The sequence below is a fragment of the Tomitella biformata AHU 1821 genome, from assembly GCF_000524475.1.
Taxonomy (GTDB): domain Bacteria; phylum Actinomycetota; class Actinomycetes; order Mycobacteriales; family Mycobacteriaceae; genus Tomitella; species Tomitella biformata.
The window spans coordinates 42823-66155 of record NZ_BAVQ01000003.1 but is presented as its reverse complement, the minus strand read 5'-3'; the positions used below and the strand labels follow the sequence as shown (position 1 = coordinate 66155).

General features: G+C 68.5%; 20 protein-coding genes and 1 tRNA gene. 14 read left to right on the top strand and 7 right to left on the bottom strand.

Features of this window, described 5'->3' with window-relative positions; all coding sequences use genetic code 11:
* Positions 1-23 precede the first annotated feature (23 nt).
* The 8 genes from trpB (at position 24) to TBIF_RS01210 (ending at position 7798) form a co-directional block, all read left to right on the top strand.
* Positions 24-1271, top strand: a complete 1248-nt coding sequence (gene trpB, locus TBIF_RS01245; RefSeq protein WP_051461297.1) for a tryptophan synthase subunit beta — start codon at positions 24-26, stop codon at positions 1269-1271.
* Positions 1268-2068, top strand: a complete 801-nt coding sequence (gene trpA / locus TBIF_RS01240) for a tryptophan synthase subunit alpha (protein ID WP_024793065.1) — start codon at positions 1268-1270, stop codon at positions 2066-2068. The genes trpB and trpA overlap by 4 nt, the downstream gene beginning before the upstream one ends.
* A complete protein-coding gene (lgt, locus tag TBIF_RS01235) occupies positions 2065-3006 on the top strand; it encodes a prolipoprotein diacylglyceryl transferase (RefSeq protein ID WP_024793064.1) in 942 nt (313 codons plus the stop codon). The genes trpA and lgt overlap by 4 nt, the downstream gene beginning before the upstream one ends.
* Before the next feature lie 57 nt (positions 3007-3063).
* Positions 3064-3894 (top strand): TM2 domain-containing protein, encoded by an 831-nt coding sequence (locus TBIF_RS22590; protein WP_024793063.1) that lies wholly within the window; start codon positions 3064-3066, stop codon positions 3892-3894.
* 178 nt (positions 3895-4072) lie between these two features.
* Positions 4073-4300 carry a DUF2752 domain-containing protein gene (locus tag TBIF_RS26660; RefSeq protein WP_372435104.1) on the top strand — a complete coding sequence of 76 codons (228 nt, stop codon included), beginning with the start codon at positions 4073-4075 and terminating at the stop codon, positions 4298-4300.
* A gap of 92 nt (positions 4301-4392) precedes the next feature.
* Entirely contained in the window at positions 4393-5811 is a 1419-nt protein-coding gene (gene pyk / locus TBIF_RS01220; protein ID WP_024793061.1) for a pyruvate kinase, read from the top strand.
* A 54-nt stretch (positions 5812-5865) separates the two neighbouring features.
* Positions 5866-6765, top strand: a complete 900-nt coding sequence (locus TBIF_RS01215) for an acyl-CoA thioesterase (protein WP_038169448.1) — start codon at positions 5866-5868, stop codon at positions 6763-6765.
* Positions 6766-6826: 61 nt separating this feature from the next.
* A complete protein-coding gene (locus TBIF_RS01210; RefSeq protein ID WP_024793059.1) occupies positions 6827-7798 on the top strand; it encodes a COX15/CtaA family protein in 972 nt (323 codons plus the stop codon).
* Between the two features lie 160 nt (positions 7799-7958).
* Here the strand turns inward: TBIF_RS01210 and TBIF_RS01205 are convergent, their stop codons facing one another.
* On the bottom strand, positions 7959-9314 hold the full coding sequence (locus TBIF_RS01205; protein ID WP_207164912.1) for a family 1 glycosylhydrolase: 1356 nt from the start codon (positions 9312-9314) through the stop codon (positions 7959-7961).
* 165 nt (positions 9315-9479) lie between these two features.
* On the opposite strand from TBIF_RS01205, the gene TBIF_RS01200 reads away from it, so the two are divergent.
* Entirely contained in the window at positions 9480-11027 is a 1548-nt protein-coding gene (locus tag TBIF_RS01200) for an FAD-binding protein (protein WP_024793057.1), read from the top strand.
* Positions 11028-11222: 195 nt separating this feature from the next.
* Complete coding sequence (locus TBIF_RS01195) at positions 11223-12503, top strand: glycosyltransferase 87 family protein (RefSeq protein ID WP_024793056.1); 1281 nt, start codon at positions 11223-11225, stop codon at positions 12501-12503.
* On the opposite strand, the gene arfB is transcribed toward TBIF_RS01195, so the two are convergent.
* Positions 12451-12921: an alternative ribosome rescue aminoacyl-tRNA hydrolase ArfB gene (arfB, locus tag TBIF_RS01190; protein WP_024793055.1), complete on the bottom strand. Its 471-nt coding sequence runs from the start codon at positions 12919-12921 to the stop codon at positions 12451-12453. The two genes, TBIF_RS01195 and arfB, sit on opposite strands and share 53 nt — an antisense overlap.
* Before the next feature lie 131 nt (positions 12922-13052).
* Here arfB and TBIF_RS25210 point away from each other — a divergent pair, with 131 nt between their 5' ends.
* Positions 13053-13625: a septum formation family protein gene (locus tag TBIF_RS25210; RefSeq protein WP_148302116.1), complete on the top strand. Its 573-nt coding sequence runs from the start codon at positions 13053-13055 to the stop codon at positions 13623-13625.
* A gap of 149 nt (positions 13626-13774) precedes the next feature.
* A complete protein-coding gene (locus TBIF_RS01175; protein ID WP_038169358.1) occupies positions 13775-14011 on the top strand; it encodes a hypothetical protein in 237 nt (78 codons plus the stop codon).
* Between the two features lie 111 nt (positions 14012-14122).
* Here TBIF_RS01175 and TBIF_RS01170 read toward each other — a convergent pair.
* Positions 14123-14196: transfer RNA gene (locus TBIF_RS01170), tRNA-Leu, on the bottom strand.
* A gap of 163 nt (positions 14197-14359) precedes the next feature.
* Between TBIF_RS01170 and TBIF_RS01165 the strand changes: the two genes are divergently transcribed.
* Entirely contained in the window at positions 14360-14980 is a 621-nt protein-coding gene (locus TBIF_RS01165; RefSeq protein ID WP_024793051.1) for an ANTAR domain-containing response regulator, read from the top strand.
* Between the two features lie 57 nt (positions 14981-15037).
* Positions 15038-17788: a DNA polymerase I gene (polA, locus tag TBIF_RS01160; protein ID WP_024793050.1), complete on the top strand. Its 2751-nt coding sequence runs from the start codon at positions 15038-15040 to the stop codon at positions 17786-17788.
* A gap of 81 nt (positions 17789-17869) precedes the next feature.
* Here polA and TBIF_RS24720 read toward each other — a convergent pair whose 3' ends face one another.
* Genes TBIF_RS24720 through TBIF_RS01140 form a run of 4 tightly spaced genes read right to left on the bottom strand, consistent with a single transcriptional unit; the run spans position 17870 to position 23316 of the window.
* A complete protein-coding gene (locus TBIF_RS24720) occupies positions 17870-17977 on the bottom strand; it encodes a methionine/alanine import family NSS transporter small subunit (protein ID WP_084611475.1) in 108 nt (35 codons plus the stop codon).
* On the bottom strand, positions 17974-19482 hold the full coding sequence (locus tag TBIF_RS01150) for a sodium-dependent transporter (protein WP_148302125.1): 1509 nt from the start codon (positions 19480-19482) through the stop codon (positions 17974-17976). The genes TBIF_RS24720 and TBIF_RS01150 overlap by 4 nt, the downstream gene beginning before the upstream one ends.
* A gap of 58 nt (positions 19483-19540) precedes the next feature.
* Complete coding sequence (locus TBIF_RS01145; RefSeq protein WP_024793048.1) at positions 19541-20977, bottom strand: HAD-IB family hydrolase; 1437 nt, start codon at positions 20975-20977, stop codon at positions 19541-19543.
* Complete coding sequence (locus tag TBIF_RS01140) at positions 20974-23316, bottom strand: glycerol-3-phosphate 1-O-acyltransferase (RefSeq protein WP_038169356.1); 2343 nt, start codon at positions 23314-23316, stop codon at positions 20974-20976. The genes TBIF_RS01145 and TBIF_RS01140 overlap by 4 nt, the downstream gene beginning before the upstream one ends.
* Between the last annotated feature and the right edge of the window lie 17 nt (positions 23317-23333).

Here is a 23333-nt window from a genome sequence, read left to right as displayed (position 1 = left end):
AGGATCTCAACTCCCTTCCGCAGATGAGCGCCGGTTTGGTCGAGCGCAGCGGTCACGAACCGGACGACGGCGGCCACTTCGGCGCCTACGGCGGCCGGTACGTGCCCGAGGCCCTGATGGCCGTGATCGAGGAGGTCACCGCCGCCTACGACAAGGCGCGCGGCGACGCCGACTTCTTGGGGGAACTCGACCGGCTGCAGCGCCATTACACCGGCCGCCCGTCCCCGGTCTACGACGCTCGGCGCATCTCCGAGCACGCCGGCGGGGCGCGGATCCTGCTCAAACGTGAGGACCTGAACCACACCGGCTCGCACAAGATCAACAACGTGCTGGGCCAGGCGCTGCTCGCGCAGCGGATGGGCAAGACCCGCGTGATCGCGGAGACCGGCGCCGGCCAGCACGGCGTCGCCACGGCCACCGCGTGCGCGCTGCTCGGCCTGGAGTGCGTCGTCTACATGGGCGAGGTCGACACCAAGCGCCAGGCACTGAACGTGGCCCGGATGCGTCTGCTCGGAGCGACGGTCATCCCGGCGTTGACCGGCTCGCGCACCCTCAAGGACGCCATCAACGAGGCGCTGCGTGACTGGGTGGCGCACGCCGACGACACGTATTACTGCTTCGGCACCGCCGCAGGTCCGCACCCGTTCCCGACGATGGTCCGGGACTTCCAGCGCATCATCGGCCTCGAGGCCCGCGCCCAGGTGCTCGAGATGACCGGCAAGCTGCCCACCGCCATCGTGGCCTGCGTCGGCGGCGGCTCCAACGCCATCGGCATCTTCCACGCTTTCCTCGACGACGAGAAGGTCCGCCTGCTCGGCATGGAGGCGGGCGGCGACGGCGTCGAGACCGGCCGGCACGCCGCGACGATCACCGGCGGCTTCCCCGGCGCGCTGCACGGCGCGATGTCCTACCTGCTGCAGGACGAGGACGGCCAGACCATCGAATCGCACTCGATCTCCGCGGGCCTGGACTACCCGGGCGTCGGCCCCGAGCACTCCTATCTGCACGACATCGGCCGCGCGGAATACCGCCCCATCACCGACACCGAGGCGATGGACGCGTTTAAGCTGCTCTCGCAGACCGAGGGCATCATCCCGGCGATCGAGTCCGCCCACGCGGTGGCCGGCGCGTTGAAGCTGGGCCGAGAGCTTGGCCCCGACGCGACGATCCTGGTGAACATCTCCGGACGCGGCGACAAGGACGTGGACACCGCTGCCGCCTGGTTCGGTCTGCTGGACGCCGAGAACACAGAGAAGGAAGCTGACAAGTGAGCACCCAGAAGTCCCGGCTGGCACCGGTTTTCGAGCGCTGCTCGGCCGAGGAGCGGGCGGCGCTGGTCAGCTACCTGCCGGCCGGCTACCCGACGGTCGACGGCTCCATCGACGCCTTCAAGGCGCTGATCGACGGCGGCACCGACATCATCGAGGTCGGCATCCCGTACTCCGACCCCGTGATGGACGGCGCGACGATCCAGGCCGCCGCGAACACCGCGCTGCAGGCCGGCTTCCGGGTGCGCGACACGATGCGCGTGGTCGAGGCGATCTCCGCCGCGGGCGGCAATCCCGTGATCATGTGCTACTGGAACCTGGTGCACCGTTACGGCGTCGACGCGTTCGCGCGGGACCTCGCCAGCGCCGGTGGCCTCGGCGTCGTCACCCCGGACCTGATCCCGGACGAGGCGGGCGAGTGGATCGCCGCGTCGACCGAGCACGGGCTGGACCGCATCTTCCTGGTCGCCCCCTCGTCCACTGCGGAGCGGCTGGCCATGACGGTCGAGGCCTCGAGCGGGTTCGTCTACGCGGCGTCCACGATGGGCGTTACCGGCGCCCGCACGACCGTGTCCTCGTCCGCGCCGGAACTGGTCGCGCGGGTTAAGGCGCACTCCGACATTCCGGTCGGCGTGGGTCTCGGTGTGCGCAGCGGCGCGCAGGCGGCGGAGATCGCCGGCTATGCCGATGCCGTGATCGTCGGCTCGGCGCTTGTCAGCGCGGTCGGCGAGGGCCTGCCCGCGGTGGAGAAGCTGACCCGCGAGCTGGCGGACGGCGTCCGGGCAGGGGTCCGGGCGTGAACACTGCGATCCTGGCCGCGATCCCCAGCCCGCCGCAGGGCGTGTGGTTCGTGGGGCCGCTGGCCATCCGCGCGTACGCCCTGTTCATCATCATCGGCATCATCGTCGCGATCGTGTGGGGCGACAAGCGCTGGGTGGCCCGCGGCGGCGAGAAGGGCACGGTCTTCGACCTCGCCATCTGGGCGGTGCCGTTCGGCCTCATCGGCGGTCGGCTCTACCACGTGATCACGGACTGGCCCATGTACTTCGGCGCGGGCAAGGATCCGCTGAACGCGCTCAAGATCTGGGAGGGCGGCCTCGGCATCTGGGGCGCGGTGGCGCTCGGTGCCGTCGGCGCGTGGATCGGCTGCCGTCGGCGCGGGATCCCGCTGCCCGCGTTCGGCGATGCCATCGCACCGGGCATCGTGCTGGCGCAGGGTATCGGCCGGCTCGGCAACTACTTCAACCAGGAGCTCTACGGCAGCGCCACGACCATGCCGTGGGGGCTGGAGATCTACCAGCGGGTCAACGGCGCCGGCGCGCTGGATCAGATGGAGGGCGTCTCCAACGGGGTCGTCCTCACGACGGTCCAGCCGACTTTCCTATACGAGGTCATCTGGAACCTGCTGATCGTTGTGCTGCTGGTGCAGGTGGACAAGCGATACCGCCTCGGGCACGGCCGGCTGTTCGCGCTGTATGTCGCGGGCTATTGCCTGGGCCGGTTCTGGATCGAGTTGCTGCGCAGCGACCACGCGTCGCTCATCCTCGGACTGCGGGTCAACACGATCACCTCCGCCGTGGTGTTCCTCGCCGCAGTGGCCTACATCGTGCTGGCGACCAAGGGCCGCGAGGACCCCGACGATCTGAAGTCGCGACAGACCCGCGCGGCACTCGCCACACCGGTCTCCGGTGAGAGCGAGCCTGCGGACAGCGGGGAATCATCAACCCAAGACAAGTGACCGGGTCAATCGGCGTCTTCTAGTTTTGAGGCCGTCAGTTCTGGAAGGATCTTCGTAATGACCGACTCCGAGGGAACCAAGAAGCCGGCAGATCAGCCGGCGCCAGCGGTGCCCAGCTACGACGCGCCCATCGCCGATGGCGCCGAGGGGGACAGGCCCGTCCACAAGGACTCGGCTGGCCCGGGCTGGACCACTCAGGCTGGTGCGGGCAGCGGCCCGGGTTGGGGGAGCGCGCCCACCTACGAGTCGGATGCCACCGCGTCCGGCTCGACGTATGGCGAGACGCCGATCCAGAACCCGGTTGCGGGCGCGCCCATCGAGTCGGCCGCCGACAACATCGATCCGGTGAACTTGTCCAAGGGGACTGGCGATGTGCCGCCCTGGCCGGCTAGCGCCCCCGGGCAGCCCGCTGGGTCCACCGGTCAGTCTGGCTACGGCTACGGCTACGGCCAGGGCCAGCCCGACTACGGCCAGCCTGGTTACGGCCAGCCCCAGTATGGGCAACAGCAGCAGCAGTACGGGCAGCCCGGACCGCAGGCCTATGGGCAGCCGCAGCAGCCGTATGGTCAGCCGTATGGCCAGCCCGGGTATGGCCAGCCGCAGTACGCGCCGGGGCAGCTGTACAACCCCAACATCGACCCCTCGGCGCCCTACGGCCGGGACCCGATCACGGGCGAGCCGTTCTCGGACAAGCAGCAGCTGGTCGCGGGCCTGCTGCAGCTGTTCGCTGGTGGTTTCGGCGCCGGCCGCTGGTACACCGGCCACACGGGCATCGCGATCGCGCAGCTGTTCACCTGCGGTGGGCTGGGCATCTGGGCCCTGATCGACGCGATCATGATGCTGACCGGGAACGTGCGGGATGCGAACGGTCGCAAGCTCCGCCCCTGACGCCCTGCACGCCGCCCGCGTCGGGCTGGTCTGGACGTGGGCGGTGGCGGGCTCGCTTGTCGCACTCGGGCTTGGGTATCTGGCAGTCGCCAATCCCCATGACCCGGGTGTTCTCATGCCCAAATGCCCTACAAAGTTGCTGACGGGCCTGGACTGCCCCGGCTGCGGAGGCCTGCGCATGACGCACGACCTGCTGCACGGCGACTTCGTGGGCGCCGCGCACAGTAACGCCTTCCTCCTGTCGATGATCCCCGTGGTGGTCGTGCTGTTGTGGATCGCGACCAAGGCGCGCTGGCAGGGCCGGCCGCTGCGCGTGGCGCCCAAGGTGGGGTACTCGATCCTGGTGGTAGCGATCGTTTTCACAGTGGTCCGGAACCTGCCTGGCTGGCCGCTGACACCCGCCTAACCCAGTGAACATCGCATGAATTTTAGCGAATTCTGGTGCGGCTCAGGTATCCGAGGCGATTCTCACAGCCGCGATTGACTAGGCTGGGACAGGTGAACCGACGCGCGAAGATTGTCTGCACCCTTGGCCCTGCAGTGGCCACCGACGAGCGAATCAACGAACTGGTCCAGGCCGGCATGAATGTTGCCCGGCTGAACTTCAGCCACGGCGATCACGCCGACCACAAGGTCGCCTACGACCGCGTGCGGGCCGCCTCGGCCGTACTCGACCGCCCGGTGGGCGTGCTGGCGGACCTGCAGGGGCCGAAGATCCGCCTCGGCCGCTTCATCGACAACGAGACCGTGTGGGCCACCGGCGAGATTGTGCGCATCACCGTCGACGAGGTCGACGGCACCCACGATCGCGTCTCCACCACCTATAAGGGCCTGGCCCAGGACGCCGTCCCCGGCGACCGACTCCTGGTGGACGACGGCAAGGTCGGCCTCGTGGTCGTCGAGGTCGACGGCAACGACGTCGTGTGCCGGGTCGTCGAGGGCGGCCCGGTCAGCAACAACAAGGGCGTCTCCCTGCCCGGCATGAACGTCTCGGTCCCCGCGATGAGCGAGAAGGACATCGCGGACTGCGAGTTCGCGCTGAACATGGGCGTGGACTTCATCGCGCTCTCGTTCGTGCGGGCGCCGTCGGACATCGAGCTGGTGCACGAGGTCATGGACCGCGTGGGCCGCCGGGTCCCCGTGATCGCGAAGCTGGAGAAGCCGGAGGCCATCGAGAACCTTGAGGCCATCGTGCTGGCCTTCGACGCCGTCATGGTCGCCCGCGGCGACCTCGGCGTGGAGCTGCCGATGGAGGATGTGCCGCTGGTGCAGAAGCGCGCGATTCAGGTCGCCCGCGAGAACGCCAAGCCCGTCATCGTCGCCACGCAGATGCTGGACTCGATGATGGAGAACGCCCGCCCGACGCGTGCCGAGGCCTCAGATGTCGCCAACGCCGTGCTCGACGGCGCGGACGCCGTCATGCTCTCCGGCGAGACCTCGGTCGGCGCGTACCCGGTCGTGGCCGTGCAGGCGATGGGCAAGATCATCGACGCGGTGGAGGCGGACTCCGTCGACGTGCCGCCGCTGACCCACCGTCCGCGCACCCGTCGCGGCGTGATCACCGACGCCGCCCGCGAGATCGGCGAGCGTCTCGACGCCGCCGCGATCGCGGCGTTCACCCAGTCTGGCGACACCGTGCGCCGCATCTCCCGCCTGCACACCCGCCTGCCGATCCTGGCGTTCACCCCGCTGCAGTCCGTGTGCAACCAGCTGACGCTGACGTGGGGCACCGAGGCGTTCCTGGTGGACAAGGTCGCCTCGACGGACGAGATGATGCACCAGGTGGACAAGGCCGTCCTCGAGATCGGCCGCTACGAGCGCGGCGACGTCGTCGTGATCGTCGCCGGCTCCCCGCCGCACACGGTGGGCTCGACGAACCTGGTGCACGTGCACCGTATTGGCGTCGAGGACCGCTGAGTGGGGAAGCACCGCGCTGAGGCTGCCGCACCCGCCGTACTCGGCGATCTCAGCATGCTCCTCGGCGTCCTGGACCTCGAGGAGACGGGGGCAGACGAGTACCGGGGAACGCAGCCTCGGCAGACCGCGGCCCGCACCTTCGGCGGGCTGCTGATGGCCCAGGCCATCATCGCCGGCGGGCGCACGGTCGATGCTGTCGCGGCCGCCAAGTCCGCGGACCGCGGAAAGCCTGTGGAGCCGCTGCGCCTGCACGCCGTCAACGGGCACTTCATCCGGGGCGGCGAGATCGACGCGGACATCGACTACCGGGTGACCCGGCTGCGCGACGGCGCGTCGATCTCCAACCGGCTCGTCGAGGTGAGCCAGGGCGGCGAGCTGCTGTGCTCCATCCTGCTCTCTTACACCAGCGACAAGCCTGGCTTGGAGCACCAGCCGGAGCTCTCGGCGGTGGCGAGCATGCCAGCGCCCGAGACTCTGCCGGGCTTGACGGAGGTCCTGGCCGGCTACGAGTCGAATCTGGGCTGGTTCGTCGACGCCATCCGTCCCATCGAGTTCCGCTATGCCAACGACCCGGCGTGGATCCAGAAGGCGACGGGCGAGCAGCTGGGCCACAACCGCGTCTGGATGCGGCCCGACGGCGTCGTGCCCGCGGACCCCAACGTCCAGGCGGCACTGCTGGCGTACACGTCCGACACCACGCTGCTGGACTCGATCCTGACGTCCCACGGCCTCTCCTGGGGGCTCGACCGCGTCGTGGTGGCCACGATCAACCACTCGATGTGGCTGCATCGGCCGCTGCAGTTCGACGACTGGCTGCTGTACTCCACGGAGTCGCCGGTCGCGGCTGGCACCCGTGGACTGGCGACAGGCCGGTTTATCCGCGGCGACGGGCAGCTGGTGGCGAGCGTCGCGCAGGAGTGCGTCGTGCGCCACTTTGCCGCCCGGGAGAATTGAGCGGCTATCTGCACTCGCTAGACTTGGACGGGTTTTCCGTGCGAGAGGGTGTGTCTGTTATATGTCGACGCCGTTTGATTGGCTGGCCGAGCGCTATACCGTAAGCCGGCGGGGGTTGCGCTGGGCGACCACCGCCGCGATGGTGATGGCCGTGGTGCTCATAGTCGGCGGCGGCGTGGTGCGCGTGACCGGCTCGGGCCTCGGCTGCCCGGAGTGGCCGATGTGCACGGACGAGTCCATCACCACGACGGCCGAGATGGGCATCCACGGCATCATCGAGTTCGGCAACCGGATGCTGACCTGGGCGCTCAGCGCCGCGGTGGGTTGGGCGATCATCGCCGCGCGGCTGCAGAAGCCCCAAGATCGCACCATCACCCGACTCGCGTGGTCGCAGTTCTGGATGGTCGTCCTCAACGCCGTCATCGGCGGCGTCACCGTGTGGACGGGCCTGAACCCCTACATCGTGGCCGGGCACTTCCTCGCCGCCACCGCGCTGTTGACCACCACGGTGCTGACGTGGCACCGCGTGCGGGTCGCCGACTTCGGCAAGCCGGAACCCGTCGGCCCCACCTCCCGCGTGCTGGGCATCGGCGTCCTGGTCTCCACGGGCCTCGCGCTCGCCGTGGGCACACTGGTCACTGGCAGCGGCCCGCACTCGGGCGACCCGGATCCGGTGCACCGCATCCCCCTTAATTGGACCGCGATCACGTGGTTCCACGGGCTCCTCGTCGCGATGGTGCTCGCGCTGACCGTCGCGCTGCTGCTCTCGCTGCGCAAGTCGGACACCACCGCGCGGTTGCGGGTCCTCGTCTTCCTCGGAGTGCTCGGCCTGCAGGGCGTGATCGGCATCGTGCAGAGCCTCACCGACCTGCCCGCGGTGCTCGTGAGCCTGCACCTGTTCGGGGCGGCGCTGGTGTGGATCGGCGCGTTGCGCGTACTCCTCGACACCCCTCTCGAGAAGGATCCCGTGCTGGCGACGACTAGCGCCGACCCGGCCCCTCGCCCTCATAGCAGCCCGAACGTCGCCAGATGACCCGCCAATCTCGGGTGAGGTCGCATATGTCAGCGTGGGCGCTGGGCACCCACCCCCCCGAACCGGCACACCGGCCGAACAGCACCGGCCCTGGCACCGCCGCCACTCGCGACGGCGATGCCACCTGGGCCAGCCCGCACTTGACAAGACTTATAGCCAGTTAGTTCAACGGGACAACAGGCCCGCTTGCGTCGGCGGGCTCGACGCAACTGCGCGGGATCGATGCCAGCGAGCACGTGACGGGCGCGCTCACCGGGCGGTAGCCGTCGGGCACCCCGCCGTGCGCGGTGATCTCGCGATACGCGGCGACGCCGTCGGTGGGCACCCGGGTCAGCGCGGGATCCGTCAGCGCGTCGACGGTGTACAGCCCGAAGCGCGGGCGGTAGCTGCCCCACTCGTAGTTGTCGGCGATGGACCAGTAGTTGTAGCCGATGACATTCATGCCGTCGGCCTTCGCGCGCTGGACCCAGAAGATGGTGTCCCGCAGATTGTCGGCGCGGGTCACGCCGTCCGCACGCGGCTGGGCCCCAGCCTCGACGCGGTCACCGTCCGTGGGCAGTCCGTTCTCCACGATGTACAGCGGCTTGTCGGGGAACCGGTCCGAGTAGTGGCGCAGGGCGTGGTAGATGTCCTCCGGCTGTGGACGCACCGCCCAGAAATCGTCCCAGGCGGCGTTGATCGTTGTCAGGTTGTCCAGTGCGACGCCGTAGTAGTAGTCGATGCCCACGTAGTCGAGCGTGTCCGCGACGCGGTCGGAGAACAGCGCGTCGGTGACCGGCGTGACGGCCGGCAGAAACGCCTCGTTGCTGGTGACCATCGCGGCCGGGTCCGCGTCGTGCGCCGCCCCATACGCAGCCCGGTGTGCCCGCTCGAGGCCGTCGAGCAGCGCGCCGGCCTCCAGTGGGTTGATCGCGCCGATCGTCAGCTCGTGCTTGACGAACACCAGCGGCTCGTTGACCGCCACCCACAGCACGCCCAGCCCGGCATAGCGGGCGGTGATCGCGCGGGCGTACTCGCCGAACGCCGCGATGTTCGCGTCGGTCAACATCCCGCCGGCATCCGCGACCCAGCCGGGGTAGACGTAGTGGATCAGGGTGATCATGGGCGTCATGCCCGACGCGCGGATCGTGGCGACCACGTCGTCGTAGTACGCGAGCTCGGCCTGGTCCCACACGCCCGGCGCGGGCTGCACGCGGGCCCACTCGACGCCGAATCGGAATGTGTTCAGCCCCATCGCGCGGGCATTCGCGATGTCCTCGTGGTAGCGGTTGCGGAAGTCGTTGGCGCGCTCATACGGGTCGACCTTCCCGTTGCCCGCGTTGGCGGTGGCGTAGCGGCTCCAGTTGCTGTCCGGCGGGGTCGCGGCGTCAGGCCGGGAGCCGGGTGGATAGCCGCCCTCGGCCTGGAAACCTGATTGCGCGGCGCCCCAGTAGAACCCCGGCTGCTCGGGCTCGGCGGCGGCGGAGGCGGGGGACAGGACGGCCAGCGCGAGCAGCGTGGCGAGCAGCAGCGGCAGGCGGCGGGGCGTGGAGCGAGTCACCCGTCCACCATCGCAGGGCGGAGCCCCCGGTGGGCCGATACGAGGAATGTCCCTGTCACTGGGAGGAGGGCATGGGGCCACGGCAGACGGCGCCTAGATTGGGGTGAATACCTGTCTGGGCGAGCATGAACTGGAGAGAACATGAATTTCGATGACGAGTGTGACGTACTGGTGGTCGGCTCCGGCGGCGGCGGCGTCACGGGCGCCTACACCGCGGCGCGCGAGGGCCTGAACACCCTGCTGGTGGAGGCCACGGACCGCTTCGGCGGCGTCACCTCGTACTCCGGCGGCGGCGGCGTCTGGTTCCCCTGCAACGCGGTGCTCAAGCGCAACGGCGACACGGACACCATCGAGGATGCCCTGGAGTACTACCACGCCGTCGTCGGCGACCGCACGCCCAAGGATCTGCAGGAGACCTTCGTGCGCGCCGGCGCGCCGTTGATCGACTACCTGGAGCAGGACGAGACGCTCAAGTTCATGGAGCTGCCCTGGCCGGACTACTACGGCAAGGCGCCCAAGGCCAGTGCCAAGGGCCGCCACATCATCCCCATCCCGCTCAAGCCGGAGGAGATGGGCGACCTGCGCGACTCCCTGCGCCCGCCGCTGGGCACCGACTGGCTCGGCCAACCACTGCCGGACATGGTCATCGGCGGCCAGGCCCTGATCGGCCGGTTCCTACTGGCGATGCAGCAGTACCCGAACGTGCGCACGCAGCTGAACAGCCCCTGCGAGGAGCTGCTCACCGAGACGGTGGACGGCGCGAAGAAGATCGTCGGCGCGGTCATCGTGCGCGACGGCGGGCGGATCAACGTCAAGGTCAACAAGGGCGTCGTTATCGCGTCCGGCGGCTTCGAGCGCAATCAGGAGCTGCGTGACAAGTTCGGCGTGCCCGGCGCGGCCCGCGACTCGATGGGCACCCCCGGCAGCCTCGGCAAGGCCATCACGGCCGGCATCGACATCGGCGCCGACACCGACCTGATGGACCAGGCCTGGTGGGCGCCTGGCATGACGCACCCGGACGGCAACTCGGCGTTCGCGCTGTGGTTCACCGGCGGCATCTTCGTCAACCAGGACGGCGAGCGGTTCATCAACGAGTCCGCCGCCTACGACCGCCAGGGCCGCGAGATCCTCGACCAGATGGACAAGGGCATGACCCTGCCGTTCTGGATGGTCTATGACAACCGCGACGGCGAGGTGCCGCCCTGCAAGGCCACCAACGTCCCGATGGTGGAGACCGAGAAGTACGTCGAGGCCGGCCTGTGGAAGACCGCCGACACCCTCGAGGAGCTGGCCGAGCTGATCGGTGTCCCCGCCGACGTGCTGGTCAAGACCGTCGACCGTTTCAACGGCTTTGTGGGCGACGGCGTCGACCCCGACTTCGGCCGCGGCGACGAGGCCTACGACCGCGCGTTCAGCGGCGGCGAGCCCCCGCTGTACCCGATCACCGAGGGCCCGTTCCACGCCGCACAGTTCGGGCTGTCGGATCTGGGCACCAAGGGCGGCCTGCGCACCAACAATGCCGGCCAGGTCTTCGGCACGGACGGCGCGCTCATCGGCGGGCTATACGCGGCCGGCAACTCGATGGCGGCGCCCAGCGGCTTCACCTACCCGGGCGGCGGCAATCCCATCGGCACGTCGATGGTGTTCAGCCACCTCGCGGTGCTCGACATCCTCGCGAAGCAGGGCTAACTCCCGGCCTCCGCCGGTTCCCTTTCCGCGGGCGCGTTGTCAATGTGCGGGTGCGATAGCGCCCGCAGACCGACGACGCGCCCGCGGAATTATTTCGGTGGGCCCCACACCGCATAGCTCCCCGGTATTAGGGCTGCCGTGATCTATCCTCGTCTCAATTGCCCGTGGACCGGGCAGCCCAGGGGAGGAGACGGTGTGTCGGACGTGGACGCCGAGCACGAGGTCGTCGCCGTCCGCAGCCTGTCCTGGCGTCCGGCGGTATTCGTGGGCTTGGGAGCCTGGGCGGTCGCGGCCCTCGTGCTGCTGGTGACCCAGGTCAGCCCGCGGGCGCCTGGCATCGGAATCCTCGCCGGGGGCGTGGACCTGAACGTCTACCGCGACGGCGCGGGGCGGATTCTCGAGGGCCTGCCCCTGTACACCGAACCTGTCATCTACGGGCTGATGTACACGTATACCCCGTTCTCCACCATCGTGTTCATCCCGCTGCACGCATTCCCCACGGCACATGTGGTGAGCGCGTGGATGCTCGCGAACCTCTGCGCCCTCTTGGCATGCGTCCTGATGTCCTGGCGGATGCTGCGCTACCGGCTGACACCGCCTGTTGTGCTCGCCAGTGTCCTGATCACCGGCATCATGGTGTTCCTCGAGCCCGTGCGGACCACCCTGTTCTACGGCCAAATCAACCTGTGGCTGATGCTCCTCGTCCTATGGGACTTCTCCCGCCACGAGAAGGGCCTGCTGCGCGGCATCGGGATCGGCGTCGCGGCGGGCATCAAGCTGACCCCCGGCTACTTCATCGTGATGCTGCTGGCGCTGCGGCAATGGCGGACGGCCGCCGTCGCGACGGGCACGGTGGCGCTTTCCGTGCTGGTCACCTGGGCGATCCTGCCGAGGAAATCCCGCGAGTACTGGACCCACACCTTTTTCCAGGCCGACCGCATCGGCGAAGATCGGCACCCGGCCAACCAGTCGATCCGCGGCCTGCTCGGGCATCTGGTGCAGGGGGCCGCCCCCACCTGGCTGTGGCTGCTCCTCGTCGTGCTCATCACCGCAGTGAGCCTGACCGTGACGGTGCGCCTCTACCAGCGTGACGAGCAATTGCTCGCGGTCATCCTCTCCGGCCTGACCTCCGCGGCCGTGTCCCCGTTCTCGTGGGGGCACCACTGGGTGTGGTTCGTGCCGCTATTCGTCTACCTGGTGCACCGGGCGCTGGGCTGTGCCTGGTGGTGGATCGCCGCCGTCGCGCTGTTCGCGGCCACCGCGGCGTGGACCTATGTCTACGACGGCACCGACATCATCGCCGTCGGGCTGTTCCTGTTCCCGCCCTGGTGGACCGGTATCCAGTTCCTGTTGAACATCTACATCACCGTGTTCGCGGCGGTGCTGATCGGGGCTATCGTGCGGGTCTGGAAGCCGGTGCCGCCTAATGCTCCGGCCTGCGGCGTAGGTCCTTCGTCTGAGAGCGTTGCTTCTTAGCCTCCAGCCGGCGCCGGCGCGAACCCCTGGTCGCCTTCGTGGCCTTGCGCTGCTTCGGCGGCGCGGCAAGGGCGGACTGCAACAGCGCCGTCAGCCGACCCCGCGCGGCCTCGCGATTGCGCAGTTGGGAGCGGTGCTCCGACGCGACCAAGGTCAGCGCGCCGTCGACCAGCCTGGCGCCGAGCGCGTCGGCGACCCTGGCGAACTGCTCGGGGCTGAGCGCGTCGAGCCCGAGCAGGTTCACCGTGAGCTCCACGCGCGAGTCCGTCGTGTTCACGCCCTGTCCGCCGGGCCCGCTGGCGCGGGAGAACCGCCACCGCAGCTCGGCGCCGGGGATGATGAGGTTGGCGGTGATGGGCAGGTCGCTAGACACCGACTCTTGCGGGGCGGAGCGCCCCTGACCTCGCCGTGTGTCCATCGCTTGATCCTAGCGAGTGGCCAACCTCAGGTCTGCGATCGCGGACGGGATAATGGGGGAGTTGGGAACATTCCGGCGGGGTTGCGCATCTGATCAGGCGCTGCCCGGCGCAGTACCGATAGGAGCGTCACTTGAAAACTCTCGCACGAACCGCAGCACTGGCCACCGCCGCATGCGCCACGCTGGTTCTGGCAGGCTGCACCTCCACAGCCGCCGGCGACGCGACCGCCGCCAGCAGCGATGCGGCGGCAACGGATTCGACCTCGGCCACCACGAGCCGGTCCCCGGGGAGCAGCACCACCACCAGCCGGACCAGTGCCGCGCCCACCACGGCCGCAGTGGACGTCTTCGAGCTCTCGGTGGGCGACTGTATGGCGGACGACATCATCGGCGGCGGCGGCGACGTGGAGGGCGATCAGAACACGGTGGACTGCTCGAGCCCCCACGCGTCCGAGTTGTTCGCGAAGAAGGACATGATCGGCGCTGACTTTCCCGGCTCCTCCGGGGTCTCGGACGCCGCGAACGAGTACTGCGCGGAGGCCTTCGCGCCTTTTGTGGGGATGGACTATGCAGAATCTGAGCTCGACATCTCTATGCTGACCCCGACGTCGACCTCGTGGGCTGGGGGCGACCGGGAGATCCTGTGCCTCATCGTCGACCCGGCGGGGAGCACGACCGGCACGCTGCGGGGGGCGAACCGGTAGCGGGCAATTGTCAAAGAAGGCGCCATCCAATGGTTCGGATGACGTCTTCTTTGTGTGTGCCCCCACCGCTGATCAACAACGAGTGGATTCGGTGGAGGATCCAACGGCGGAGTGGACAAACTTTGGCTGCTTAAGCGACGCTAGTCGGCATGACGACGAACTATGAACGCCCCTGGTCCAGGATGTCTGTCGACGCGAAGGCCGCGCTGGCTGCGAACCCCAGTGGTCCGGTGCCGGCACACCTGGTTCCCCGGCTGATGCAGCTCGGGGTGATCGGCGCGAGTGGCACGTACACGATGGGTTCACAGATTAGGAAAACTGCCAATGGGGACGAGTACGTGATCTCGGAGCAGTTCGCCACGTTTGTCCGGGAGCAGTCCCTCTAACTGCGTGTGGCCACCGGTTCGCCGCTGAATTTGCTGCGTAGGCTCTGCGTGCTGAAATAGGAAAGGCACTATCCAAGATTCTGGATAGTGCCTTTGACCTGTGTGATCTTGTGCCCCCAGTCGGACTCGAACCGACACTGGACGGGTTTTGAATCCGTTGCCTCTGCCAATTGGGCTACGGGGGCTCCCTGCGTGCGAGCGCGCCGCACAGACGGGAATCCGGGCAGCGCGTCACTCGAGGTCTCAGTGTAGAAGACTGTGCGGGCGTGGGGAAATCGACCCCGCATCGTAGGATGGACTTCCGTCCCAATTGGGGCCTAGCCGCAGAGTTGAAGGAGCGCCCCGACCATGGACTTGCTGTCCGCGCAGTCCGGCAAGGCCGGCGGCCCCAGCAAGGTTTGGCGGGTCGTGGTCGCGGAGGATGAGTCCCTGATCCGGATGGACCTCGTGGAGATGCTCCGCGACGAGGGCTATGACGTGGTGGGGGAGGCGTCCGATGGGCAGCAGGCGGTGGACCTCGCCGTCGAGCTGCGCCCGGACCTGGTGATTATGGACGTGAAGATGCCCCGGCGCGACGGTATCGACGCGGCCTCCGAGATCGCGTCGCGCCGCATCGCGCCCGTGGTGATCCTCACCGCTTTCAGCCAGCGCGAGCTCGTCGAGCGGGCGCGGGACGCCGGCGCGATGGCCTACCTGGTCAAGCCGTTCTTCCAGGCGGATCTGATCCCGGCGATGGAGCTGGCGGTGAGCCGGTTCGCGGAGCTGCACGCGCTCGAGCGCGAGGTGGAGTCGCTGACCGAGCGGTTGGAGACACGCAAACTGGTGGAGCGGGCGAAGTCTGTGCTGATCGCGTCCAACGCCATGACCGAGCCCGAGGCGTTCGCGTGGATCCAGCGGGCCGCGATGGACCGGCGCACCACGATGCGCGCGGTCGCCCAAGTCGTCATCGACAATCTCGGCGGGTCCTGAGCCGGGATGGCCTGAGCGAGGGCGTGACTGTCGGCGCCACCGCCTAGACTCATCGGCGTGAGTCCAGCAGCGAAGGCCCCGGCATCCACCCCCGCATCCGAGACCGCCCAATCGGGTGACGAGAAGCCCACGCTTCTCCTGATCGACGGCCACTCGATGGCGTTCCGGGCGTTCTACGCGATCCCGCCGGACAATTTCAAGACCAGCACGGGACAGACCACGAACGCGGTGTTCGGCTTCACGTCGATGCTGATCAACCTGTTGCGCGATGAGAAGCCGACGCATGTGGCGACCGCGTTCGACGTGTCCCGCAAGACGTTCCGCGCCGCGCAGTTCCCGGAGTACAAGGCGAACCGTGCGAAGACGCCCGACGAGTTCAAGGGGCAGATCGACCTCGCACGGGAGGTCCTGCACGCGATGAACATCCCCACGATGGCCGTCGAGGGCTTCGAGGCGGACGACATCATCGCCACCCTCGTCACCCAGGCCGAGCAGCTCGGCTACCGGGTGCTGGTGTGCACCGGCGACCGCGACGCGCTGCAGCTGGTCACCGAGAACGTCACCGTGCTCTACCCCATGCGGGGAGTCTCGGAGCTGACGCGCTTCACGCCCGAAGAGGTCGAGCGCAAATATAATCTGACGCCCAAGCAGTACCCGGACTACGCGGCGCTGCGCGGGGACCCCAGCGACAACCTGCCGGGCATCCCCGGGGTGGGGGAGAAGACGGCGTCCAAGTGGATCCGCGAGTACGGCTCCCTCGACGGATTGATCGAGAACGCGGACGCGGTACGCGGCAAGGTCGGTGACTCGCTGCGGGAGAACCTGGCGACGGTGCAGCTCAACCGCCAGCTCACCGAGATGGTGCGGGACATGGAGCTCGAGTACACCCCGGACCAGCTCGAGCTCGCCCCCTGGGACCGCGAGAAGATCCACACGCTGTTCGACGATCTGGAGTTCGAGGCGCTGCGCAAGCGCCTGTTCGACACCCTGGAGTCCGCCGAGCCGGAGGCCGAGCAGGGTTTCGCGGTGCGCGGCGGACCCGTCGAGCCGGGTGCGTTGACCGCGTGGCTGGACGCGCACGCCCGGACCGGCGCGCGCCACGGGCTGGGCATCATCGGCGAGCACAAGGTGTTCGGGTCCGACGCAACGGCCATCGCCATCGCTGCCTCCGACGGGGAGTGCGGGTACGTGCGGACCTCCGACCTGACACCGGAGGACGAGAAGTCGCTCGGCCAGTGGCTCGCGGACGAGGCGGAGCCGAAGGCGCTGCACGAGGCGAAGTGGGCGATCCACGCGCTGCGCGGCCGCGGCTGGACGCTCGGCGGTCTCACCAGCGACACCGCGCTGGCCGCCTACCTGCTGCGCCCCGGCCAGCGCAGCTTCAACCTCGACGACCTGTCCCTGCGCTATCTCAAGCTGGAGCTGCGGGTGGAGGACGGCGGCGATGGCCAGCTGTCCTTGCTGGACGCGGAGGAGACCCCCGCGGAGGGCCTCGCCAAGGAGGCGAGCCTGGAGATCCTGCGGGCGCAGGCCGTGCTGGACCTCGCCGCCGCCTTCGACACCGAGCTCACGGAGATCCACTCCGCGAGCCTGCTCACCGACATGGAGCTGCCGCTGCTGCAGGTCCTCGCGGAGTGCGAGGCCACCGGCATCGCGATGAACCTGGACCAGCTGCAGGATCTGCAGTCGGACTTCGCGTCTCGCGTGCACGAGGCCGCCGAGGCCGCCTATGAGGTCATCGACGAGCGCGTCAATCTCGGCTCGCCGAAGCAGCTGCAGGTGGTGCTGTTCGACAAGCTCGACATGCCGAAGACGAAGAAGACCAAGACCGGCTACACCACCGACGCCGCCGCGCTGGAGACGCTCTTCGAGAAGACCAGCCACCCGTTCCTGCAGCACCTGCTGGAACACCGCGACGCGACACGCATGAAGGTCACCGTCGACGGGCTGCTCAAGACGATCGCCGACGACGGCCGCATCCACACCACGTTCAACCAGAACGTCGCGGCGACCGGCCGGCTCTCGTCCACCGACCCGAACCTCCAGAACATCCCCGTCCGCACCGAGGCTGGCCGGCGCATCCGCCACGGCTTCGTCGTCGGCAAGGGCTACGACACCCTGCTCACCGCGGACTACAGCCAGATCGAGATGCGCATCATGGCGCACCTGTCCGGCGACGAGGGCCTGATCGAGGCCTTCAACACCGGCGAGGACCTGCACAGCTTCGTCGGCTCGCGCGCGTTCGGCGTGCCCATCGACGAGATCACCCCGGAGTTGCGCAGCCGGGTGAAGGCGATGTCCTACGGGTTGGCGTATGGCCTGAGCGCCTATGGCCTGGCGCAGCAGCTCAAGATTGGCAACGACGAGGCCAAGGCCCAGATGGACGCGTATTTCGCCCGCTTCGGCGCGGTCCGCGACTACCTGCGCGCCGTCGTCGAGCAGGCCCGCAAGGACGGCTACACGTCGACGCTGTTCGGCCGCCGCCGCTACCTGCCGGACCTCAACAGCGACAACCGCCAGCGCCGCGACGTCGCCGAGCGCGCGGCGCTCAACGCCCCCATCCAGGGCAGCGCCGCGGACATCATCAAGGTCGCGATGATCAACGTGCAGAAGGCCCTGGTGGAGGCCGGCGTGCAGTCGCGGATGCTGCTGCAGGTCCACGATGAGCTGGTGCTCGAGATCCTCGAGTCCGAGCGCGAGCAGGTCGAGGTGCTGGTCCGCCGCGAGATGGCGGGCGCGATGAAGCTGTCGGTGCCGCTCGACGTCTCGGTTGGCGTCGGCGCGTCCTGGGATCTCGCCGCGCACTAGGCGCCAGCACAAAGACTCGCGGGCCCGTTGTCCATGGACAACGGGCCCGCGATTCCGTTCAGGCTGGGGCGACGGAAGCCGCTACTCCTCCTCGTCGGGGTGCCTGCGCAGGTGCAGGATGCTGAGGATCAGCCCGCCCCACAGCATGGTCAGGGCCACGATCATCATCACGATGGCGGAGGTGCTCATTTGACGGCTCCTGCGGGGACGGGGTCGGTGTACTCGGGCACGCGGTCGCCGTAGTGCCGCCACGGGGTCAGCGAGAGCAGGATCGCGAACACGATAATCGCGACCTGCACCGCCCAGCCGGCGGACACGACGAGCACCGTGGGGAGCCCGCCGTAGCCGTTGCGGATCACGTCGACGAACTCGCTGATCATCATGTAGCCGAGCACGATCGGCGTGAGCAGCCCGACGCACACCTGCCACAGCCGGCCCAGCTTGAACGAGGACACCGAGTTCAGGTGCAGCTGCAGGGCGGGGAGGCTGCGCAGCAGCCAGGACACCGTGACGATCGCGACCAGTGCGACGGTGACGATGCCGAAGCTGTTGACGAAGTGGTCGACGACGTCGAGCAGGTTCAGGCCGGTGGTGGTGGGGAACAAGGCCACCGAGACGATGGCCGACGCGCCGCCGACGAGCAGCGTGGAGCGCACGGTGCCGAGGCTCAGCTTGTCCTCGACGGCCGCGATCACCACCTGCGAGATGCTGATCAGCGACGTGAACCCGGCGAACACCAGGGAGCCGAAGAACAGGAAGCCGAACAGCGCGCCGCCCGGCATCTGGGAGATGATCGTCGGGAACGCGATGAACGCGAGGCCGATGCCGCCGTCCACCACCTCCGAGACCGGCTCGCCCGCCTGGAAGGCCATGAAGCCGAGGGCGGCGAACACGCCGATCCCGGCGAGGATCTCGAAGGCGCTGTTGGAGAAGCCGACGACCAGGCCGGAGCCGGTGAGGTTCGTCTTGCGCTTCAAGTACGACGAGTACGTGACCATGATGCCGAACGCCACCGACAGCGAGAAGAAGATCTGCCCGTAGGCGGCGATCCACACGCTGGTGTTCGTCAGCGCGGACCAGTCGGGGGTGAAGAACGCGTCGAGGCCCGCGGCGGCGCCCGGCAGGAACAGCGCGCGCACGACCACCGCGAGGAACAGCAGGATCAGGACGGGGACGAAGATCCGGGAGATCGCGCCGATGCCCTTCTGCACGCCGAACGCGAGGATCGCGATCACGCCGACCCACACCAGGATGAGCGGCCAGGCGACGTTGCCGACGTAGTCGAACCCGAAGTTCGCGTCGGACTGCTTCAGGAAGTCCTTGACGAAGAAGCCCTCCGCGTCGTCGCCCCAGGCCCTCGTGAGGGAGAAGAACGTGTAGCGCAGCGCCCACGCGATGATCACCGCGTAGTACACGGAGATGACGAAGCAGATGCCCACCTGCCACCAGCCGATGGCCTCGGTGCGCTTGCGCAGGCGCTTGAACGCCAGCGGGGGCGAGCCGCGGAACTTGTGGCCGATCGCGTAGTCCAGGAACAGCAGCGGGATGCCCGCGGTGAGCAGGGCGATCAGATACGGGATGATGAACGCGCCGCCGCCGTTGGCATACGCCACGTACGGGAAGCGCCAGATGTTGCCGAGCCCGACGGCCGAGCCGATCGCCGCGAGGATGAAGACTGATCTGCGCGACCACATCTCGCGTTCTTGCGGCGCGGCCGAGTGGTTCTCGGCCGTCGCTTCGTTCTCGGACAAGTCAGTGTCCACCCTTCGGCCAATTGGCGATCGTGTCCCGGTAGAAGGCCTCGATCTCGGCGATGTGCTCGTCGAGATTGTCGGCGTGCCATCCGCTCACGTCGATGGGCTCATGCACCAGCACGTCGACAGTGCCGGACCGCACCAGCGTGGAATGTTTCCACATCAGTTCTCCGGTGTTGCGCAGGACCACGGGCACGATGGGCACGCCGGCCTGCATCGCCATGTGGAAGGCGCCCTTCTTGAACGGGTTGATCGAGGGGGTGAGGGACCTGGTGCCCTCGGGCGCGATGATCACGGAGGTGCCGGCGCGCAGCGTGTCGACGACGGGTCCCAGGGCCTCTTTGGCCTTGGTCGAGTTCTTCCGGTCGACGAAGGTCGCGCCGGCCAGCCGCAGCGGCACGCCGAGGATGGGGTCGGTGGCGATCTCCTGCTTCGCGACGCCGGTGATGCCCTCGCGCAGCAGCTTGGCCAGCACGAGGATGTCGAGCTGGCTTTGGTGGTTGAAGATGAACACGGCGGGGCGCTGGCTCCATGCGTGGTCCTCGCCGATGACGCGGATGTCGACGCCCGCGGTGGCCAGGGCCATCTCTCCGGACATGGACGTGATGGTGTCGAGGGCGACCTTGCGGTTGCGGTTGAGCAAACCGAGCCCGACGCCCGCGCCGGCGGCGCCGACCATAGTGCCGAACGCGGCGGCGGTGCGGGCGACGTCCTTGACGCTGTGAGTGCCGCGCGGGCGGAAGCGCAAGATGGGCCAGTCGCGGGCGCCGGCGTCCTCGGCCAGAGACTTGTCGGGGTTGGTGGCGGTGGGATTGCCGACGACGCTGAGGAACTCGACGTCCTCCCCGCCGTTCGAGTACGTGAAGCTCGCGGCGGTGTCTATGCCATGCTCCTCGGCGAACTCCCGGGTGGCGCGGGCCTTGCCGCTGCGCCAGAGGGACTTGCCATCGACCTTCCCGGTGAGCACGCCGTCCCGGACCTCGAGTGGGGTGTACAGCAGGTGCTCCACGCCGAGGGCATGGGCGGCGGCCTCGAACTGGAACTTGGACGCGGACGACGCGATCACCAGGGTGTGGCCCTTCGCGTCGTGCGCGCGGATGAGCTGCCAGGCCTCCGGGTAGATCAGGCCCGCGAGGGTGTTCTCGAACAGGTGCTGGCCCACTGTGGACATCTCCGCCTCAGTGTGCCCGCCCCAGGCCCGGAACGCGACGGCGACGAAGCGCTCGAAGTCCGCCTCGCTGTCGGTGCCGCGGGCGCCGTTGAGCAGGGTGCCGAGCAGCTCGCCGGGGCCCACCTTGCCCGCGAACAGCCGGTCGCGGAAGAAGTGGATGCCGGAGAACCCGTGCACGATGGTGCCGTCAAAGTCGAAAAACGCCGCCACCTGCGGGCCGTCGGGGCTGGCGTGGATCCTGTCGAGAGCCTCGTCGAGGGTCACGGCTGTACCTTCCTATTGGAGATGTCGAGGGATTCGGCGAGGGCAAGGCTCTCCCCGAGGGTGCGTAGCTGCTCCGCGAATTCTTGTCGGTCGGCCAGCAGGGTGTCGTCGCTGTGCCGCAGCAGGCCTTGGTTGTCCGCCAGCTGGAGGGCGGAGGCGAACAGCTCGGAGGACACCGACTCCGGCCCGTGCAGGCGCGCCTGGAGCAGCATCTGCTGCCCGACGGCCACGCACTCGTCGAGGAATTCTTTCTTGTCCAGCGGCGCGTCCAGCGGGCGGTCGGCGAGCCGCTCGGCGACGACAAGCTGTGCGTCGAAGAACGAGCGGAGGGTGCGGTGGGCCATGAAGAAGCCAGTGTCCACGAGTCGGGTCAGGGCGTCTTGCGCGGTGGGGATGTGGTCGCGCCACTCCGGCACGACCAGGCCCAGCTCGGCGAGGAGTTCCGCCTCGAAGGTGTCGCGCTCAGGGAAGAAGAACTCGAACTTGAGCAGGTCCCGGATGCGTTTGGACTCCTGCCAGCCGGCGTTGGCGGAGTCGGTGTAGCCGCCGAGGTGCGCGTGCAGGATCGCGAGCTCCAGGATGGCGCGGTTGACGAACCAGTGGATGCCGCTGTTGCGGTAGAACGCGGCGACCAGGTGCTGGCCGCGCTCGATCGAGTAGACGGGCTCGAGGCCGCCGTCGTAGGTGGTCAGCACGCCCGCGGCGTCGAGCCGGCTGAGCACTCGGGCCAGGCCCGCGTCGTCGTCGAGCATGGACAGCTCGCCTTGGGGCAGGTCCCGCTGCTCGATGTAGCGGCGCACCGGGCTGATCACCGCACGCACCTCGTTGAGCGTCAGGGCCCGGTCCCGCACGCCGAGCAGCGCCAGGGTGACCAGCGCGTTGACCGTGATCGGGGTGGCGCGGTTGATGCCCACCGCCACCTCGAAGCCGACCTTCTGCAGGGCCAGGCGGGACCGGCTCCGATGGTCGTCCTCGCTCAGCTCGGGCCCGGCCGGATCCTCCAGAGTGGGGACCAGATCCGGGTCCCCGGCGGCCACGAGCTGCTGGCGCAGGGATAGGGGCGTGCCGAAGCGGACGTAGACGTTGCCCGCGCTGCGCTGCTGGTTGCGCGCGTAGTTTGCGAGCCACTTGAGCCCCTCGGGCTGCTTCTTCGCGCCGGTCTGCTCCGCGGCGACGGCCCCCACCTCGGCCATCCGCTCATAGGTGATGGAGACAGGCACCAGCATCGCGTCCGGCGCGCGGTTGGTGCGGATGGCATTGGCCACGTAGGCCAGCAGCCCGTACTTCGGCGGGCGCAGCTTGCCCGTGCGGGTACGGCCGCCCTCGAAGTACCACTCGAGGTTGAACCGCTTGGACAGCAGATGGGCGAAGTACTCCTCGAGTGAGGCCTTGTAGATCCGGTCGTCGCCGAAGCTGCGGCGGATGAAGACGGTGCCGGCGCGGCGGGCGATGGGGCCGAGGGGCCAGAACGTCAGGTTCGCGCCGCCCATGAGGTGATTTCGGGGAAAATCATGGCCGGACAACACGTCCCCGAGCACGAACGCGTCGGCGTAGGAGCGATGCGAGGGCATGAACACCAGGGGATTGGTCTTGTTCAGCTCCCGCAGCTCCGCCAGCCCGGACTCGTCGACGTCCACCGTCCAAGCATTGCCGTAGATGGGGTGCATGACCTGCGTGAAAAGATCCGTGACCAGGCGAGACTGCACCGCGACAAGCTCGCGCAGGGAGGACTGAGCCGCGGCGACGGCCTCCGCGTCGCTGGTGCCGGTCTCACTCGCGATAACGGACAGGCGCCGCCGGAACGCCGGCGAGTCCAGGATCTGCTCAGCCAGCAGCCGCGGGACCTTATAACGGTCGCCGACCAGCTTGCGCTCCGCGCGCTCTAGTGTGACGACCGCGTTGCGGACGATGAAGCGGGAGAACGACGAGGGTGCCGGATCGCCGTCGGACGCGATGAGCCGGGTGTGCATCTCGCTCAGCCGTGCCGGCTCGCCGGTGAGGACGGCGAAGCGGTCGGGGGAGTGCTTGACGATGCTCCGCTGGATCAGGCGGTTCGGGTTGCGCGGGTTGGTCAGGGCAATGACATCGGAGAACCGGGCGCGGCGGGCGCCGTCGCGCTCGGGCGGGAGCCAGGCGATCTTCACGGGGACGATCAGCGGATCGTCGCTGCGGCCGACGAGCCGGTGCTCCAGGCTGCGGGCCTTGAGCGGGATCTGCGTGGCGGGGCTGTCCGCCACGGACAATCCGCCGCCAGCCAGCCACTCGTCGATGAGGCGGCGCTCGATCGGAGTCGAGGCGTCAACGAGCACCACCACGGAATCCTGTGTGCCTGAACCCATTCGAACCCCATATCTGG